Source organism: Fannyhessea sp. (assembly GCF_986145555.1).
The window spans coordinates 1-19,140 of sequence record NZ_CFRCNA010000004.1 but is presented as its reverse complement, the minus strand read 5'-3'; the positions used below and the strand labels follow the sequence as shown (position 1 = coordinate 19,140).

Annotated in this window: 9 protein-coding genes; 4 read left to right on the top strand and 5 right to left on the bottom strand. The window is 43.9% G+C overall.

Features of this window, described 5'->3' with window-relative positions; genetic code table 11:
• Positions 1–21: 21 nt before the first annotated feature.
• The 5 genes from AC5GD6_RS01430 to dhaK all read right to left on the bottom strand — a co-directional run bounded on the left by AC5GD6_RS01430 (position 22) and on the right by dhaK (position 4,299).
• Entirely contained in the window at positions 22–1,119 is a 1,098-nt protein-coding gene (locus tag AC5GD6_RS01430) for a hypothetical protein (protein ID WP_276791194.1), read from the bottom strand.
• A gap of 450 nt (positions 1,120–1,569) precedes the next feature.
• The gene (locus AC5GD6_RS01425) at positions 1,570–2,283 is read right to left on the bottom strand and encodes an MIP/aquaporin family protein (RefSeq protein WP_303871480.1); all 714 of its coding nucleotides are present in this window, start codon (positions 2,281–2,283) and stop codon (positions 1,570–1,572) included.
• Positions 2,284–2,335: 52 nt separating this feature from the next.
• Positions 2,336–2,734 (bottom strand): dihydroxyacetone kinase phosphoryl donor subunit DhaM, encoded by a 399-nt coding sequence (gene dhaM / locus AC5GD6_RS01420; RefSeq protein ID WP_311436381.1) that lies wholly within the window; start codon positions 2,732–2,734, stop codon positions 2,336–2,338.
• A gap of 1 nt (position 2,735) precedes the next feature.
• Complete coding sequence (gene dhaL / locus AC5GD6_RS01415) at positions 2,736–3,305, bottom strand: dihydroxyacetone kinase subunit DhaL (protein WP_006302115.1); 570 nt, start codon at positions 3,303–3,305, stop codon at positions 2,736–2,738.
• 7 nt (positions 3,306–3,312) lie between these two features.
• Positions 3,313–4,299, bottom strand: coding sequence for a dihydroxyacetone kinase subunit DhaK (gene dhaK / locus AC5GD6_RS01410; protein ID WP_276769913.1), 987 nt, complete (start codon positions 4,297–4,299; stop codon positions 3,313–3,315).
• Between the two features lie 299 nt (positions 4,300–4,598).
• Here dhaK and dhaS point away from each other — a divergent pair, with 299 nt between their 5' ends.
• The 4 genes from dhaS to AC5GD6_RS01390 form a co-directional block, all read left to right on the top strand.
• Entirely contained in the window at positions 4,599–5,144 is a 546-nt protein-coding gene (dhaS, locus tag AC5GD6_RS01405; protein ID WP_048597032.1) for a dihydroxyacetone kinase transcriptional activator DhaS, read from the top strand.
• 37 nt (positions 5,145–5,181) lie between these two features.
• The gene (gene dhaQ, locus AC5GD6_RS01400; RefSeq protein ID WP_491846080.1) at positions 5,182–6,171 is read left to right on the top strand and encodes a DhaKLM operon coactivator DhaQ; all 990 of its coding nucleotides are present in this window, start codon (positions 5,182–5,184) and stop codon (positions 6,169–6,171) included.
• A 311-nt stretch (positions 6,172–6,482) separates the two neighbouring features.
• Complete coding sequence (locus AC5GD6_RS01395; protein WP_006302109.1) at positions 6,483–7,355, top strand: class II fructose-bisphosphate aldolase; 873 nt, start codon at positions 6,483–6,485, stop codon at positions 7,353–7,355.
• A 487-nt stretch (positions 7,356–7,842) separates the two neighbouring features.
• The coding region (locus AC5GD6_RS01390; RefSeq protein WP_491846079.1) for an InlB B-repeat-containing protein at positions 7,843–19,140 on the top strand (11,298 nt) is incomplete at its 3' end.

Below are 19,140 nucleotides of genomic sequence, written 5' to 3'. Positions count from 1 at the left end.
CTCGAATAAGCGCTTTACTCATTAGTTTTCGTTAGTATCTGTTGGTGATTTTTGCTGTGTGCCATTTGGTTGGTTATTGGTGTTATCGTCTTTCTTTTCTTGTCCAGAAACAGATGTACCACCTTGCGCGGTGCCTTCATGTTTCTGATGAGTAGTGGTGGGCTCATTGGTATTTTTTTGGTCCCCTGTGGCTGATTCGGTGTTGGTATCCGTGGTATCTTTTTGCCCTTCGTTGTCGCTATTTTGCTGGTTTTGAGCATTTTGAGTGGTAGAAGTGCCTTTATTTTGTTTAGGAGATACATTATCGCGTTTTTGCTCAATTGTTTCGTCTTTTTTGGGCGACGATCCTTGTTTATCTTGTATGTTGTGTACTTGAGGAGCTGGTGTAAAGACTTGTTTTGAGCCAATGCCTTCACCATGCGTTGCAAACATAACAACAGCTGCATAAATTCCAACACATACCAGCGCCGCAAGAGTACTCAACGCACCAATAAGTATTAATCGTTTTCTTGCTTGCTGTGACGCTGCCAGTCTTAAGGATTGTGGAGCAAGTCGCAAATTATAGTGTTGGGCGTTATGTGTTTGTGTCCGCGCGGCGGCATGTGGTGTTTGAGCTGGCGCTTGCGTGCGTGCTTGCTGCAAGCGTGCTTGTTCTTGCTGATCCTGTTGTGCTTTAAGTTTTTCACCAGTAGCGGTTAATACCGAACTACATACTTGTGACGCAAGAGCCGATGCTGCTGCAGCAATACCTACACCTATAATCGAACCTGTAAGGCCTATCTGAGAAGAAAGTACAAAAGACGTAAGAGAAGCAAGCGTACTTGCAACAATGGCAACAAACGATATATCGTTGAGCACGCCTTTTTTGTTACGCTGTTGCTGATTTTGTTTCTGATTTGCAAGAGACGGCACGTGCCCCGCAATGTTAGTAGTCTGATTTAAGTTATTTTGTGGCACATCATACGCGTTTTGTTTTTGTTGATGAGCGGAATACATTGTTTGTGTTGGTTGATACGTTGAGTATGATGCTTGCTTTTGCTGTTGATGTGCAGACGCAGCTTGTGTTTTCTGATATATGTCTATAGGAAGTTGTGTTTGTTGCAGCTGCTGTTTGTCCATGTATATATCCTTTGTTTGCTATGTTCTCTTTGAAATATATCCCTAAACATTCGCATGCAAACAAAGACAATAGAAGCGTCACATGATGAGCATGAAATTGTATACATTTTGCAGATTTCAGGATACATACGTATCAAAACATACATAGGCCATATTGAGAACAGGAGAAGTTTGGGTGTTGCTTTTTAACGAGGTCTACACTCCATGGAAATGCGACCGCCAAAAAAACGCCCAAACGCCCAAACGCCAAAAAACACCCAAATGTCCACGCGCCAAAGCACCATAAAAATGCACTGCCTTACACCTATGGTGCAAGGCAGTGCAAACTTTGCTACAACCAAAACTTAAGCCACAAACTCAAACACAATTAACGTTAGAAGTGCAACTACATCACGAGTTACAGCAAAAGTCGAAGCTGCAATAAACAGGTGGACAAAGGATAATATCAGCCTACATAAGCGTTAAAAATGCCTGATACAACAACGCGCCACAAACGCCGCCTACGATTGGGCCAACAACAGGAATCCATGCATAACCCCAGTCGGAGTCGCCTTTGTTTGTGATAGGTAAAATGGCGTGCATAATACGAGGACCGAGGTCTCGAGCAGGGTTAATAGCATAACCAGTTGTTGCACCAAGAGAAAAGCCAACAACGATAACTACCAAACCAACAACAATAGGACCAAGGCCGCTCGCAAGGTTGTTTGGGCCTAATGCCATAACACAAATTACTAGTACAGCGGTACCAAGTGCCTCGTCAAGTACGTTAGACCAGGTGTGTCTAATGGCAGGAGCGGTTGAGAAGCAACCCAAGATGGTGGGAGCGTCTTTGGTTTCTTTCCAGTGTGGGTAGTAGTGCAGCCACACTAAAACAGCACCAGCAGCTGCGCCAAGCGTTTGCGCAAGAACAAAGCTGGGTACTTGCTCAATAGGAAACATACCAGCGGCAGCAAGTGCAATAGTTACTGCAGGATTTAAGTGACCAGGACATACAACACCTGCAATATATACGGCAATGGTTACTGCAACACCCCAGCCAAGGACTATTGCCGTCCAACCAGTGCCTTCCTCTTTTGTTTTGTGTAAGATGTTACCTGCTACAACGCCGTTACCAAGTAACACCATAATCATAGTGCCAAAAAATTCACCAATAAGAGCATTCATACGTGCCTCCTTTTAGCAATTACACCTAACTATTTATCTCATTTCAACGAGATTATTTGGTAATTTTGAGGGGTTCTAACTCGTCTAAGACTTCGCTAAGCGGTGCGCCTGCCTGGAGCAACACAGCTGCGGCAAACGTACCCTCAACAATAGGAACTGGCTGCATAAGTACTTTTTTTGTACACGTTTCGCACGCAAGCTCCAAGTTGAGCTTTGCGCTTCCCAAGTCATAAAATGCAATCAGCGTATCAGCGGTGTTTTCTTCGATTGCTCCTAAAACCACATCAAACGTACTTCCAATGTCACCGTCTGCCGTACCGCCACAATAGGTAATACTTACATCATGGGCAACCTGATCCACCAGCTTTTTTACGCCGAGTGCAATTTCGGGTACGTGCGAAACAATAACGATACCAACGCTGCCAGTGCCTTGTGCATCTGTTGTGCTCATACTACACTCCTTGCTCAAGAAGGGCGCAAAAGAGCATGCCAGATGAAGCCGCGCCAGGATCGATATGGCCGCACGAGCGCTCGCCGGTGTATGAAGCACGACCCTTCGTTGCGCGCAAAGGTGCAGTAGCGTCTACCAGAGCTTTAATACTGTCGCAGCTAAGTTCACCACGGCGCAGTTGCTCAATAGCTGGGCTCCAAAAATCAACCATGGTTTTTTCTCCCAGCTCGGCATGACCACGCTTTTGGATTTGATCAAGCCCGCACTGCAACATGTCGGGAAGACTATCGTTTGCATGCATACTCATGCCCAAAAATGCCGAACCGTACAGAGGACCTGATGCACCACCAACGTGGCTCAGAAGTTGCATTGCACACAGTTTAAGGGCTTCGGCTGTTGTTTTAGGTGGTTTTTCTTCAAGTGCTTTGCGCACAAACTCCATGCCACGCGCCATGTTTGCGCCATGATCGCCGTCACCAATGGGGGTGTCAAGGTCGGTAAGGTAGGTTTTGTTTTCTTGAATTTTTTTATCAAAGGCTAAGAGCCACTTTACAGTTACTTGAGTTTCCATGTTATCACTACCAAGCTGGTGTATTAACAGGTGCGTTAAGCGCGTTAACGTCGTTATCGGTTACCTGCATAAGGGTCAGCGACAAGCCCGCCATATCAATAGATGTCATATAGTTGCCAAGTTTCTTAAATGCAACTTCAATGCCTTTTTCGGCTAAAAGTTCTTCAACATCGTGAGCAAAAATGTATTGTTCCATAAGTGGAGTTGCACCCATACCATTAACAAGAAGAGCAACTTTTTTATTGGTATCCCAATTAAAGCTTTCATACAGTTTTCCAAAGAGCTCTTGTGCAAAGGTTTTGGACGGAGCCATCGCATCGCGCTTGTAACCAGGCTCACCGTGAATACCAATACCAAACTCAATTTCGTCTTCGTCCAAAACAAAGCCAGGTTTTCCAGCCTCAGGCACGGTTGCACCCGAAAGCGCCAAACCAATTGTGTGAATACGTGGAACAATGTCATCGGCAAGCGCTTTAATCTCCTCAAGCGTGCAACCACGACGTGCCGCGTCGCCTAAAATTTTATGCACAAAAATGGTTCCTGCGACGCCGCGGCGCCCTTGTGTGTACAAACTGTCTTCAACAGCAATATCGTCGTCTACAACAACACTTGCTACCTTGATATCTTCGGATTCGGCAAGCTCTTGCGCCATCTCAAAGTTCATGATATCGCCTGAGTAGTTTTTGATAACCATAAATACGCCAGCACCCTCGTCTGCCTGGCGAATTGCCTCCAAAATTTGGTCGGGTGTAGGAGACGTAAACACGGCACCACATACGGCACCAGAAAGCATGCCTTCACCTACAAACCCTGCGTGAGCAGGCTCATGACCCGAGCCACCACCCGAAATAATACCAACGTGACCTTGCTTTTCAGCGCGGCGCATAATAACGTCAAAGCCTTCTGCACGGCGTAATACATCGCTGTGAATAAAGGTGAGGCCTTGCAACATCTCATCTACAACGGTAGTGGGATCGTTGATAATCTTTTTCATGGCTACCAACCCTTCTATAAATGTTTAATGCAAGCGCACAATTAAACGTTGGTGTTGCAGGCGTTGAGTCTTGTCAGGCCAAACGTGATACCCATGTAGTTATGCAAGCCTTGTGTACCATGGGTCATCTCTTGCAGTAAACGCTTGTGTATGTGCGCTTTGCATTCTTGTTAGTGCTATTGTATGCAAGGAATTTTTTTGATTGTAGTGGACAACTTATACTCCTTGTCCATTGTCCTTGGTCACATTTTCCGTAATAATTTATATACTGTTGGTACACGTGGGAGGTGATAGAGTGCATGTCTGGTTCGATCATCACCAAAAAGAAAATTGCAAATGCGTTCAAAACAGAAATTGAATGTCGCACGTTCGATTCAATCTCGGTAAGCCAGATAATGAAACGTGCACATATCCGCAGGCAAACCTTCTACGATTGCTTTATCGACAAATACGATCTGGTAGATTGGATATTCCAAAACGATCTTCACGAGCAAATTTCCGATCGGCTCGACTTTTTGAGTGGTCTGGACTTGTTGCAAGAAGTGTTTTACTTTTTTGAAAAACACGTGCATTATTATGCACAATTATTTAAGATTGTTGATCAAAACGACTTTTCAACCTATTTTTTGGACTATTGCGAACAACTCATACGCAAAATCTTTGATGAGGAGCTACACGGTGCAGATATAGACATTGCTCCGTATATAAGTTATCACAGCATCGCGCTTTCTAATGTTATTCGCTACCATGTTATGCATGAAAATTTTAACCGTGAGATATTGTTTAAGATGTGCAAGAATACCATAAACATTACGTTGCAAATTATTTCGGACGATACGCTCTAGCGCAGCCACATACGTAAGATACAGAACAGGAAGCATTATGATACAGATTATCAATCAGCCGGAGAACGTTGTTGAAGATATGCTGAGCGTTTTGCCTGATATTTACCCCAAACTTAAGTATAAAAAAGAAACGGGTATTGTATATCGTACAAACCTAACAAAAGACTGTGTGCCACTGCTGTCAGGCGGTGGATCGGGTCATGAGCCCGCGCACTTTGGATATGTTGGCCAGGGAATGCTTAGTTGTGCTGTTGAAGGTCCGATCTTTGTTCCTCCTTCAGCCGAGCACATCCTTGAGGGCATTAAAACGGTGTATAACGCTAAAACGGGTTTACTTGTTATCATTAAAAACTTTGAAGAAGACGTTACAAACTTTGGGAGTGCCATACGACAGGCTCGTGAGATGGGCATGAATGTTGAGTATGTAATTTCTCACGACGATATTTCTATTGAGTCTAGTTCGTTTACGCGTCGGCAGCGTGGTGTGGCAGGCACCGTGCTTATGCACAAAATTCTAGGTGCAGCAGCGCAGGCAAAAGTTGATCTTGACGGCTTAGTGTACATGGGAAATCAGATTTCTGAATGTATTGCCACGCTTGGTGTGGCAAGCCGAGCAGCAACGCTACCAGGAAAAACAGAGCCAATGTTTGAGCTTGATGACCATGATATTTCTTATGGCATTGGTATTCATGGCGAACAGGGTTATCGTACTATTGGTTTTGAATCGTCTGAAAAATTAGCCGTTGAGCTGGTAAATAAGCTCAATTTAAAGTTCCACTGGCATACTCACGATCCCTATATTGTGCTTGTAAACAATCTGGGTGGCTGCACGCGCGAAGAGGAGCTTATTTTCACGCATGACATATTGCAGCTCCTTGATCTGGAAGGGCTCAATATTATCGATGTAAAAATTGGAACATTTATGACAAGCTTAAATATGGCAGGGCTTTCGGTTACCCTCTTTAAGCTTCACGATCCGTCATGGCTTGCCTATTATCAAGCGCCCACTGATGCATTTGCGTGGTAAGCTCACATCGCAGGCTTGTTGGTATAAAATATGTCGTTAAATGTTCGCATGCAAACAAAGACAATAGAAGTGTCACATGATGAGCATGAAATTGTATACATTTAGCTCATTTCATCAAAATTGCCTTCAAATGTAATGTGCCACCACGAGCAAAAATAAGCAGAAAATCCGTGATAAAACGTTATATCACATCGGTATTCGTGAAGTTTCGTATATATTTCGTATAAGTTACAATACCTACGTTACTCTTATGGAGAAAAAGGTATTATATATATGAATGCTAACGGTTGGTACGTCAAGGAGGTACTTTCATGCTCGTTTCTGCATCTTCTATGCTTCGCAGCGCAGAGCAAGGACATTATGCTATTGGTGCGTTTAACACCAACAATCTTGAGTGGGCTTCTTCAATTTTGGATGCCGCTGAAAAAGAGCAAGCTCCTGTCATTGTTCAGTGCACAGGCGGAGCTGCAAAATGGCAAACTTCATTCAAGCTTGTTAAAGACATGGTCGAAGAATTAGTTAAAGTTAAAAACATTACGGTTCCTGTTGCTATGCACCTCGATCACGGTAACTACGAAGAAGTATTTCAGGCCATCGAGGCAGGATTTACCTCTGTTATGTACGACGGTTCTCGTGAGAACGATTTTGAACTCAATCGTAAGCGCACCGAAGAAATTGTTAAACTTTGCCACAAAAAAGGTATCTCTGTTGAGGCAGAAGTTGGCGGTATTGGTGGTACCGAAGACGGCGTAACCAACACTGGTGAATTGGCAGATCCCAAGCAATGCGAAATCTTTGCTAATCTTGGCGTAGATGCACTTGCTTGTGGTATTGGTAACATTCACGGCGTATATCCTAAGAGCTGGAAGAGCCTTTCCTTTGAGCGTATTTCTATGATTAAAGAAAAAGTTGGCGATCTTCCTTTGGTTCTTCACGGGGGAAGCGGTATTCCTACCGAGCAAGTTCAAAAAGCAATTTCTATGGGTATCTCCAAAGTTAACGTTAATACCGAGCTTCAACAAGTATTTACCGCTGCAGTTCGTAAATATGTAGAAGAGGGTAAAGACTTAGAGCCTAAGGGCTTTGATCCCCGTAAGATCTTAAAACCTGGTCGTGAAGCTATTGTGGAACGCGCATGTGAGCTTATCCGCGACTTTGGTTCTGATAACAAGGGTTGGAACTAAGTTTTTTACGCTTTTAGATAGGCTGTAAGGGTAAATTGCGTATCTATACGCTATTTGTAGCTTAGTAACTCTTGCATAAGATGAGGGTATTTAGGTACTTTTTCGCATAAGCGGAAAAGTACCTTTTTTTATAACTGATTGAGCAATAAAAGAATTCCAACATAAAAAATCTTTAAGCTCATGTAGGAAAGTTGTATATCAGCACGTGTACAAGTCATACCGTGAGCTTTCAAATCGGTTGCGCGTGCGGGAAAACATTCATGCGTTTTAAGAATCATATACAATAAAATAAGCAGACCGAATTTTTTTGGTCGACTTATGCAAAAAATATACCAGGCGAATATAAATATCTACAGACGCTTATATCCATATGCTTTAAACTGCTAAAACAGGAAAAACAGTGATTGCTCTATACAAACCTTAACACCGTTGCTACAATGATTAAGCTTATAGGTATAAATATCGATTATTGTATACAGGTGTTGGTATGGTTAAAAATAACAGGATGGAACAAATAACATCGCATAAAAAAATAACCGCAAAACATAAGCGTGAAAAAACGTCTTTAGGCGTTGCGGCAAGTGTTGCCCTTGTTTCTACACTTGCAATTACCACGCCAGCATTTGCTGCTCAAACAACAAAGAAGGCAGACAATGCAACGGACGCTGCTATCGAACAAGCTTCGGTGTCTGCACCAACAACCCCTCACGATTCAGCAAACGCTGGATCTAAGGCTGCCCATGCGTCAATTTCTGAGCACGCTCAAGCAGCAGCACATACAACCACTGTAGCAAAGTCATCCCAAACGCCTGTTGTAGCGCCAGTTGCTACAAGTGCACAAGGTACACAAGACATACAACCTTCAGCCGTAGATACGCATAATGAGCCAAATTCGGCTAACCCCCTTCATCAACCAGCTAATACGCCTTCAAAACCTAAAGACACCACTAACCAACAAGTTGTAAAGCCCAATACTGAGCACCCAGAAGCAACAGATCAACCTACGGCAAATGGACAGGTAGCACGCCCCGAAAACGAGCGTAAGACGGTGTATAACTTTACCGTGCACTATGCTGTTTCGGGCAACCAAACCAAACAACTTCTTCAGCCAACGGAGTTTTCGTTCACCGAGGCAAAACTCAACGAAATTAGTGCTCAAGGAGCAGATGGTGTATATATTCCTGTCCCTACGACTAAGGGTTATCGTGCTCCACGCGGTAAATATATTAAAAACGAGCAGGGTAAATACGTTCTTGACACCGAGCAAAATGCATCGGTTCAAACCTATATTAAAATTGATAAAGCACTTATTGAACAATATAAAAATGACCGTTTGAGCAAAGGCGATACCATTGTTAGTGAGTTTACGCTTGAATACAATCCCAAGCAGGTAACGTTTTATGTTCGCCATATGCTTCAAAATCCAAACTATAACCCTAGCGATCCAAATTCAAAGCGTTTTATAGAGTATAAAGACTTAAATCACAAAGTAAAATTGCAAGACGAACAAGGTAATTGGCATACTGTTTGTGTAAGTAAGGCAGTAGGTTTGGTGGGTTCACAAGTATTTGCCCAGCCTGTTAATATCGAGGGCTATAGCCCCGAGCCAAATTTAGTGGGATCTGCAATTCCTGATGACGCGTATTATACCGAAGCCGATGACGACGAGGCACAAACTCCCGGCTCTACTCAAACTCCCAATAAACATTTGGTGTTTGAGCTGCGTTATTTGCTTAAAAAGCACGAAGTTTCCTACGATGTTCAAGGTGGCACTGCCATTCAGGGTCATGTGTATAAATTTGGCGAAACAACGCTCAAACAAAATAATCCTACACGCAAGGGTTACAAGTTTTTGGGCTGGACCGTAAAAGGCATTAAAGGAAAAGAAAGCGACACACCTTCGTCTGACCCCGATTTTACTAAGCAAGTATTGCCCGATAACGACGTTGAGTTTATTGCACACTGGGCACCCGAAAAAGAAGAAACAACCTACTGGGTAAACGTGTGGGTGCAAAAAGCGCGCCTAGTAAAGCCTAACGATCCTAATAGTCTTGACAACTACGACTACGTTGGTCGCGTCCTTCGTAAAGGCAAAAGCGACGCGAACATCGAAAATGAATTCACGAAATACAACCCATCGTTTGACGCACCAACCGATATGCTAAACGGGAAATATCGTGTGATCAAAGGCACACTTACCGCAGACGAGCGCAAGCAGGTGCACTTTGACGGGCTGGATACCACCAATGACCGTATAAAAGCAGACGTTGAAAAAGTACTTGCGAGCGATAAAGAGTTCGATAGATTTTATAAGCCAAACTACCAGCTAGAAAATAAGCTGAACGCCGGCGAAGCGCCTGAGTGGTTTGGTGCAAAAGAAATGCGTCCGCTGTATAAGCTGCGCCCCGATGGCACAACCGTGCTGAATGCCGTGTATGACCGCCAGGTGTATACCTACTACTTTGCTAAGCCTGATGGGTCGAAGAAGAGTACAGATGCAGATCCCTACGCTACTCCTCCCAAACCTGGCGATCCCGACTATAAGGGTAATGCAAGAGGCAGCAGCACCACGGTTACGATAGGCGGGAAATCATATACATACAATAAAGATAACCCTAATTCTGCATACGCTATTAAAGTGCGCTTTAACGAAGAGCTGCGCCCTGGTATAGAATTTCCAAAGACATCCCAAATTACCTATAGCCCTGTTGATAGAACACATGATATAGACGGAAGAGAAATCGATGGTTCAAAAGAAGAGCCTCAGGCAAATATGGGCTTATACATACTTGGTGACGCGACCAACATGCATAAGGGCAAATCAGATGATGGCGACAATGTGTTTGATACGCCGCCCTATCGCTTTGGTTTTGAAGATGTGTATTACACGCGCGAAGTACCAGGCGCAGACTTTTACAACAAACAAGATTTCTTCTGCTTTAGTAAGCATTACCATCAAGGCACCTCTACAACCGAGGTAGGTAACTACGACTACAACCCCTACCAGCGGCTTTTTACGCCTTTTCCTATGGACACGAGGCAATTTAGCACGGGTAAGCCATCAAATGGACCTTTTCATGTGGTGATACGTGTAGAAACACCTGAATCTGCTGCGGCACGACTTAAAGACCCTCACGCAAAACCGCAGTACAAACTAAGCGTGATGTCGTACACCCAGTATAATTATATATACAGAAATGGAGACATTAGCAAATCGAGTTTACTTGGTTGGAATGGATTTGTCGGACCAAATCTTATTGGGTATAAAACGCCCTCGAGTGCATCAGGTGGAGATCCTTCTATTTGGAATAATGAAGACGAGTATTTTTTTGGCAATAACGCACAAAAACCCATACTCGATCCAAATGCCTCGATACCAAAAACGCACATGCAGTGTGTGTATGAGCTGCTGTATCAAGACTATTGTGCATATCTTAAAGCGAAAGGCAAAGCGAAGCCTGCTGATCTTGTAGATGGCATGGTAGCCGCTTCAGAAAAAGAGCGCTTTAAGAAATACGTTAACGAAAAATGGAAAGACGCATTTGACTTTAGCTATAAGAAAAACAGCAAAGGCGAATGGGTAAAAGAAGTAACTGATAAGGACGGTAAAACCCAAGAACTACCAGTTGAGCACCCCTTTAGCGCCATTCTTGTGTGGACCTACGATCGTACTACACCCACACTTCACTTCTATAGCGACGCAGCTACCAAGGTAACAGATAATAACGGTAACGCCGCTACTATCCAATCTCCTTTTGGGAGTAATCTTTTCAAAAAAGATTATATTATGGGCGGCCGCATTCAAGATGGAAAGTTTACGCCTACTATTAAGCCTTATACGCCAGCTGGGCAAGCGCCTGAGCAGTTCCCCGGTATGTACAGTTTTGAGCTTAACGGTAAAGAGTACTTCATAAAACGACCTGATAATCTGCCTAAAGACTACGTCTTTGACGGCTGGGCACTTGACGCCAATGGCTCGCAGGTGCTTATTCCGCACATGAAGTCTGACGGTACGCCGCTAAGTGCACAAGACATTCTTGATTATGTACAAAAACAAACAACACAGCGCGTACTACCAGATGGTGGACTTACGCTCTATGCACATTGGGTGCCTGCTCAGGTTACACATACCATTAAGGTCGATATGAACCGTGGGGATGGTTCGCACTCAGAAGTGTTTGTAAAGCATGGAGCACATGCTCACAAAGCTAAAAATGATGGTATTACGCGTGACAAGAATAAAATTCCTAAAGATGAATTTCCTCTTCCTGCCGAGCGTTCTGGCTATGTATTTTATGGTTGGGAAGTAAAAACGCACGATGCAGACGGTCACGAACACTGGTTGCCGTTTGCGTTTAGCACGCCTGTAGTAGAAGACTTAGAAGTTCGTGCCGAGTGGATTGAAGACAAGCGTGTTACTGGTACGGTGCGTCAAGTGTTCCTCAATCCTGGTTGCACCATTGAACAATATGAAGCAGCTAAGAAAACAGGCAATCAAGAAGAGCTTAACAAACTTATTCACAATATAAAAGTTGAGCAACTCCACGATTTGCGCCCCGGTTCTTCTACCTCGGTACAAGCGGGGTACCGCGATGATGAGTATTTCCCCGATCATACGTATTCAACATTTGTGGTAAATGATGACGCAAGCAAAAACAGCGCCGAGTTTGTATATCAGCCGTATTCAAAACGACACTATACGGTACATTATAAAGATGCTGCAGGTAATGAGATTGCCGCGTCCGAGCCTCAAGAGGGAAATGTTTCTGTTTACACTACAAATAAGCTTAACTATAACGTTGTTGAAGCAAAAACAATTCCTGGCTATGTACTGAAAAAAGGTGTTGCTCCGCAGTACCAGTTTGTGATTAAGCCAGAGTCAAACGGTAGCTATAAAGACAGCTACGACTACACGTTTGTTTATGATGACGTGCGTATACTTAATCGTAAAGACGATACGCAAGTAACACCTACCAATTATTCGCGCTTGGTATTTAAGACAGAAACTACCGAGCTGGTTGTAAAAAATAAAAAAGTTATTTCACAAATTTCTAAAACGGCTGGCGGTGAGCTTAAGCCCTTTGCGTTTGATCCAAGCGCGCCTGCAACAAATGTTTCGGAGATTGTGCTTGACGCGGTACAGGGCACAAAAGCATATCAGCTGCCTTTGCCAACTCCTGTTGCAAAAGAAGGCTTTACCTTTGTAGGCTGGACTTCAGAAGACTACTATGACGGACAAAAATACGATGGTGCCAATCGTTTGCCTGCCAACTCGCAAACGTTTGACCATAAGATTGTTTACATTGCCCACTTCAAAAAGACCGAAAATGCCTTTGTAGGCTCCGACCCCAAGGCAGAAACGCCCACGGGCTACTACAAAGTTAACTACACCGCCGACCAAAACGGCCGCCTCTCGCGCCAAATTTCTGACGGTCATGGTGGTACTAAAGATGAAACGCTTGATACGCTTACCAATATTGTTGTTTTGGACAAATATAAGATAAACGTTATCAAAGCTCCAACTCCTGTACCCGATAAAGGTTTTAAGGCTATAGATGGCTTTACGTTTGAGGGGCAAGACGCCAAAGACCGTACCTACACCAAGCATTTTGTGATGATTGACCCTATAGCAATTGATCATCGCTATGTTTTGCCAGGTGCTCCTGTATTGGGCACCAATGAAACGATCATGAGCCTTATTAAAAATGCTAAAGAGTATAAAAATGAGGCAGATGCTAGTACCCCTGGTGCGGCTGCAACGTATAAGCTTTTCGATGAAAATGGACAGCCTGTAAGTTCGCTTGACTCAACCACAGCAGGTGAGCACAAGGTATTTATTGAGGTTACCGCAGGTAGAGAAGGCCATCGCGTAAGCAAAAAAGTTCCGTTTTTCTATACGGTCATGCCGCGCGCGTTCCTCCAAGGCGATCTTAATAAATATGACCCTGCTCAGGTAGCTGCACACTATAAGAAATATACCTTTAAGTCTAAGACTAACCAAGGTATTATGACTGGTCGCGAAACTGCGCACCAAGAAGGCGAATACGAAACACTAGGCGCATATGTATATGTAGGCACTACCGAAAAACCTGCAGACACCTATACGCTCGATATTCCTTCTGCTGCTGGTCGAGACTTTGAAGCCGACGGCTATCATTATGTGTTCCGTGGTTGGAAAAAAGTTGATACGGCGTCTGCTCAAACTGGTGGTGCGTCTGGTAGTACCGCACCTGACGTGTTACCTGCCGACTTTACATGGAAAAACTTTACACCTGATATTGGTCCAAAAGACCACTATAAAGACATTAAACCTACGGATAATGCGTCATATGTAGCAATGTACGAGAAAATCCCCTACATTGTGACTAAATCCGAAGATGGTACTGTTCCGCCCGACAGTGTTGTTGTTTCGTTTAAGCCAGCGGCTGGTCGCGCGTGGAAAGACGGACAAACAGGTCCTAAAGTACTCTACATTAAAAAGGGTATGGATATTTCCAAGCTCGATGAGCACGGTAAACCCATTAAAGCAGACGACCATACCACTAAGTCGATCCTTCAGGTTTTGGGTGAAAAACTCTATGGTTACACAGGCGACTGGACCAAGTCCTCAATGGAGGGAATAGACCTTATTGGAAGCATGAAAGACGGAGCGGGTGCGGACGGTTGGAAGTCGAATAACGCCTTCCAAGAGTTTGTTGCACATCAAACGCCTTACACAGACCCACAAGGTGGTGTAGAAAAAACAGTTATTCAAGGAACAGCTGCGCCTAACGCTTTGGACTTTGTAAAAAACAAAGATGCATTTGTGCCAGGTGATTCCTCTACCGTAGAGAGCATTACCGCTGAATACGTGAAAGCGCCAAGCACTGATGCCGCTGCAAACCTCACGGTGCCTATCAAAGTGACCGTCAAATACAAAGACAGCTCAGATTCTACGCATACGCGTGTGTATAACATTACGGGTAGCCTGCAGGTATTAGGCAGTGTGCTTGAGGCTAAACATGCACCAAATGACCCCGAACTTAAAAAGCAATATAAGACTATTACCTTTATCAGCCAAAAAGTAGACGCACCGTTAAAGCAAGGTCAAACAGTTGCCGATAAAGAGCAGCCTGGTCAAGTATCGGGTGCTGTTGAAAACAACAACCAACTTGAGTTGCAATATTTGGCATTCCATAAAGATGGCAACAGTTATACGATTACCGTACCTCAGGCAACGGGCTTAGACTTTACCGCTAACGGATATCACTACGTCTTTACGGGTTGGAAGAAAGTACAAAATGGCGCCCATGCTCAAGAGGTGTTGCTCGATGCTGCTTCTCGCACGCTAACCTTTGATGCACACAGCGATGTTGTGTACGAAGCACAGTATAAAAAGATTCCTTATATCATGGAAAAGAGTGAGGACGGAAACGTTCCACCCGACAGTGTTGTTGTTTCGTTTAAGCCAGCAGCTGGTCGTGCATGGACTGACGGACAAACAGGTCCTAAAGTACTCTACATTAAAAAGGGTATGGATATTTCCAAGCTCGATGAGCACGGCAAACCAGTGAGCGATCCAAGTAAGAGCATTCTTGCGTTTTTGGGTAAGCAGCTCTATGGTTACACAGGCGACTGGACTAAGTCATCTATGGAAGGTATCCAGCTTATCGAAAGCATGAAAAAGCATGGCGAGGGGATAAGCGGTGCCGATGAAGCATGGAAGTCTAATAATGCATTCCAAGAGTTTGTAGCACATCAAACACCCTACACAGACCCACAAGGTGGCGTGGCAAAAACTATTATTCAAGGAACCGCTGCGCCTTCGGCTCGTGAATTCATCAAGAATATCAACGAATTTAAGACTGATGCAAATTCGCCCTTTGAAAGTATTAAGGCAGAATTTGTAGAGGCTCCTCAAACCAATGCAGCTGCAAACCTTACAGTTCCCATTAAGGTTACTGTTACCTATAAAGATAGTGCAGAAACAACGCATACGCGTGTGTACAACATTACGGGTAGCTTGCAGGTATTAGGTGCTGTTCTAAAATCTGAAAACGCACCTTCGGATCAAACGCTCAAACAACAATATACAACGGTTACTTTTGTAACAAAGAAAACTAATGTGTTAGACGAGCACGGCAAGCCCACAGGCGCACAAGAAGAACCCGGACAGCTGTCGGGTGCAAATGACAATGGCGAACTTGGATACCTTACCTTTAAGAAAACAGGTGCGTTATATGACATTGCTGTTCCTAAGGTATCGGGTCATGACTATGAGGCAAACGGATATCACTACGTCTTTACGGGTTGGAAGAAAACCTCTACAGGTGGCGCAGCAGCAGATGAGCTTAGCTCGGATACACGTATTATAAAGTTTGACGCGCAAGAAAATGTAATCTACGAGGCACAATATAAGAAGATACCCTATATTGTAACTAAACCCGAAAATGGTAATGTTCCACCCGATAGTGTTGTTGTATCGTTCAAACCAGCTCCTGGTCGTAAGTGGCATGATGGCTCAACTGGTCCAAAGGTACTCTACATCAAGAAGGGTATGGATATTTCTCGTTTGGACGAGCACGGAAAGCCTATTCCCGATGGTGATACTACAACTCCTTCAATTTTGCAGGTATTAGGCTCACAACTCTCGGCATACGATAACGACTGGACCAAGTCGTCTATGGATGGCATTACGCTTATTGACAGTATGAAAAACTCTACTGATCCAAATGCGTGGAAGTCTAACAACGCCTTCCAAGAGTTTGTTGCACATCAAAAGAAACATACCGAGCCCGAACCTATCCCAGATTATCTGGCAATCATTCAAAATACCAAGGTTCCTGCTGCAAATGACTTTATTAAGAACGATGCTGCATTAAAGGCATTGGTACGTGCGTCTGGGCAAACGATTCCAGGGTCAGAAAATATAGATTCGTATACGGTAGAGTTTGTTGGAAATCCGCCACAGTCTAAGGTTTCGGGCGTATATCTGATTCCGCTTAAAGTGACTATTAAATATCACGACATGGCAGAGCCTAAAGTATTTAAGATGAATTCTCAGCTTAAAGTTATATATGGCGTGCTGTACAGCAAGAATAAACCCGATCAAAACAAGTTACCCATTGATTACAAGGTATTTGATGGACACTACCGTAAAGTTACCTTTATTACCGACGATAACGAGAAGTCGCAGCATAAGGGTATGATGATTGGTGAAACCAAGAATTCAGTTGACTACTATGTAGCCAAAGATCAAAAACTTAAGGTACGCGTTCCTAAGATTTTGAATCAAGATTATAAAGACGATGGATATCACTATCGTTTCTTAGGTTGGCGACTGGTTTCAGCAACTAACCAGCAAGTAGCAGACGCTCATAAAGCGTCAGATGGTGACTTAGTAGCAGGAACACCAGCTGCAGAGCAGCTCACCTTAAACGAGCACACAGGCGACCTCATTTATAAGGCAGTCTATGAAAAAGTTCCGTATGTAGTAACTAAGCCTGTAGACGGTACGGTTCCTGCCGACTCGGTTGTTGTATCGTTTAAGCCTGCTCCTGGCCGTATGTGGCGTGATGGTTCAACTGGTCCAAAGGTGCTCTACATTAAGAAAGACACCGATATTTCCAAGCTTGATAAGGATGGTAAACCTATTACCGATCCTAAAGACAGCGTACTCGCATGGCTGGGCGATCAGCTTGTTGGCTATGAGGGCGACTGGTCAAAGAGTAATATGGAAGGAATTACCGCAGAAAGCAGTATGAATGCTGCGCATGCAACCAATCCGCAAGCATGGCTCTCAAAAGATGCATTCCAAGAGTTTGTTGCACATCAAAAAACGGTGGTTGAGCCTTCTGTTAAGAACGAAATCGTTATCACGCAATATGGTCAGGTACCCGATGCAAAAGCATTTATCGATAACATGGCTGATATCGAAAAAGATAACATTGCCACAAACAGTGATGGTAGCTATCAAATTAGTGTCACGTATGGCGATGAGAACAATTCTAAAAAACCAAGTTCGTCTGATGCTGCGGTGTATACCGTACCGCTAACGGTGACCATTCAACATAAAGATATGGATAAACCAAGCGTGTATAAACTTACCAGCGTTTTGCGTGTTATGGATAAGGTTCTCTCTAATACGCAAGGTGGTAAAATAGTTGGCGAGATTACACGTAAGCAGCAAACATCTGAGCCGCTTAACGGAGAAGAGCAGCAATTTAAGGACAACTATGCCAAAGTTGTATTCTCTTCGGGTACTGAAGGTACGCTTGTTGGTGGTGAGAGCGATACCACAGCTACACACTATGTAAAGAAAAACACCAACATTACGCTTTCTGTTCCAAGTGTTATTGCAAAGGTAGATCAAACCGATACTTCAGGTGACAAATTCAAGTGGGTATTTACTGGTTGGAAATTGCAGATAAAGCCAAATGCTCAGCACACACCTCAAACAGGCAGCTCGTCACGCCAGCGTCGAAGCCTTGACGGTGTATTGCCGTTCACCACGTTGGTACAAACTGACACGCCAACAGGCACAACCGTGACGAATATCGTGCTTTCTGCCGAAGACTTAAAGCCAGAAAACTTAACGAATACACTTCGTAAACTTGAGGCTATCTATGGTAAAGCCTTTAGTGATGCCACGTATGAGTTTGTTGCACAGTATAAAAAGCAACCTTATATTTTGGACTCAAGTCAACAAGATACCGTGCCAGAAGGTTATGTACCGCTCGCGTTCTTACCTGGTCCAAAACATACATGGAAAGATGGCTCTACGCGTCCGTACATCTTCTACATTCAAAGTGGTACCGACATTACTAAACATAAGCATGAGCTTGAGGCGTTACTTTCGGGCTTTGTTGATTGGCAGGTGTACGACAAAAACGGTGCGCTTATTCAAGACGCAGACCAAATTAACGCTGCCAATAATCCAAAGCATGCGTATACCTTAATTGCTCACCAAACCGAAGTTCCCGACATTTCGGCAAAGGATGACGTTGTTATTGGTGTGTATGATGAAGTGCCCAATTATGACAGACTCATCAATGATATTAAACAAGGAACTACGGTAGTACCTGGTTTAGCTGCGTTTATGAACTCTGATCGTTTTGTTGGCTTTGAGGCTCCTTCAACTGAGGTACCGCTGAATCCGCATGCTGGAAAACCAGGTGTATATGTTGAGCGTTTTGGTCTTAAGTACAAAAACGATAAGGGTGATATTGAAGTAAAGCACATTGCTGTAAACATTCGTGTTCTGCCTCGTGTCATACCAGAGCAACACCTACCAGCGCAAGGCACCCCAGAAGCAGAATTTATTAAGCTTAACTACACCAAGGTTATGTATCGCGTTGCCCTGCACGATCATGGACGCCTTACGTCTCCCTTTACAACGTTTTATGTACGTCGTGGCTATACCATTGATCCTAATGCACTTCTGTACTTTGATAAAGAGCTTCGTAGTGCTCATACACAAGGAAACGAAGAAATAGGTGTACCTTCAACCCAAGCTGATACAGGTTATACCTTCTTTGATTGGCAAAAGGTTTCAGCTAACGATAAGGGAGATGTGGTATACCTTGCTCACTTCCATAAGCTTCCTATTGCACACTTTACTCTTGAAAGCACAACCGAAGCCGAGCAACCATTTACAACTAAACTTATAGGAGATGTACAAAACCATCCACGCCTTAAGGCAGACTCTCTAGTTCCAGAAGGCATACAAGTAAACTGCAATGGTGAGACCTGTACTATAAGCGGTACCGCTCATATAAACGACTGGAAAGATGGAGAAGAACAGCGT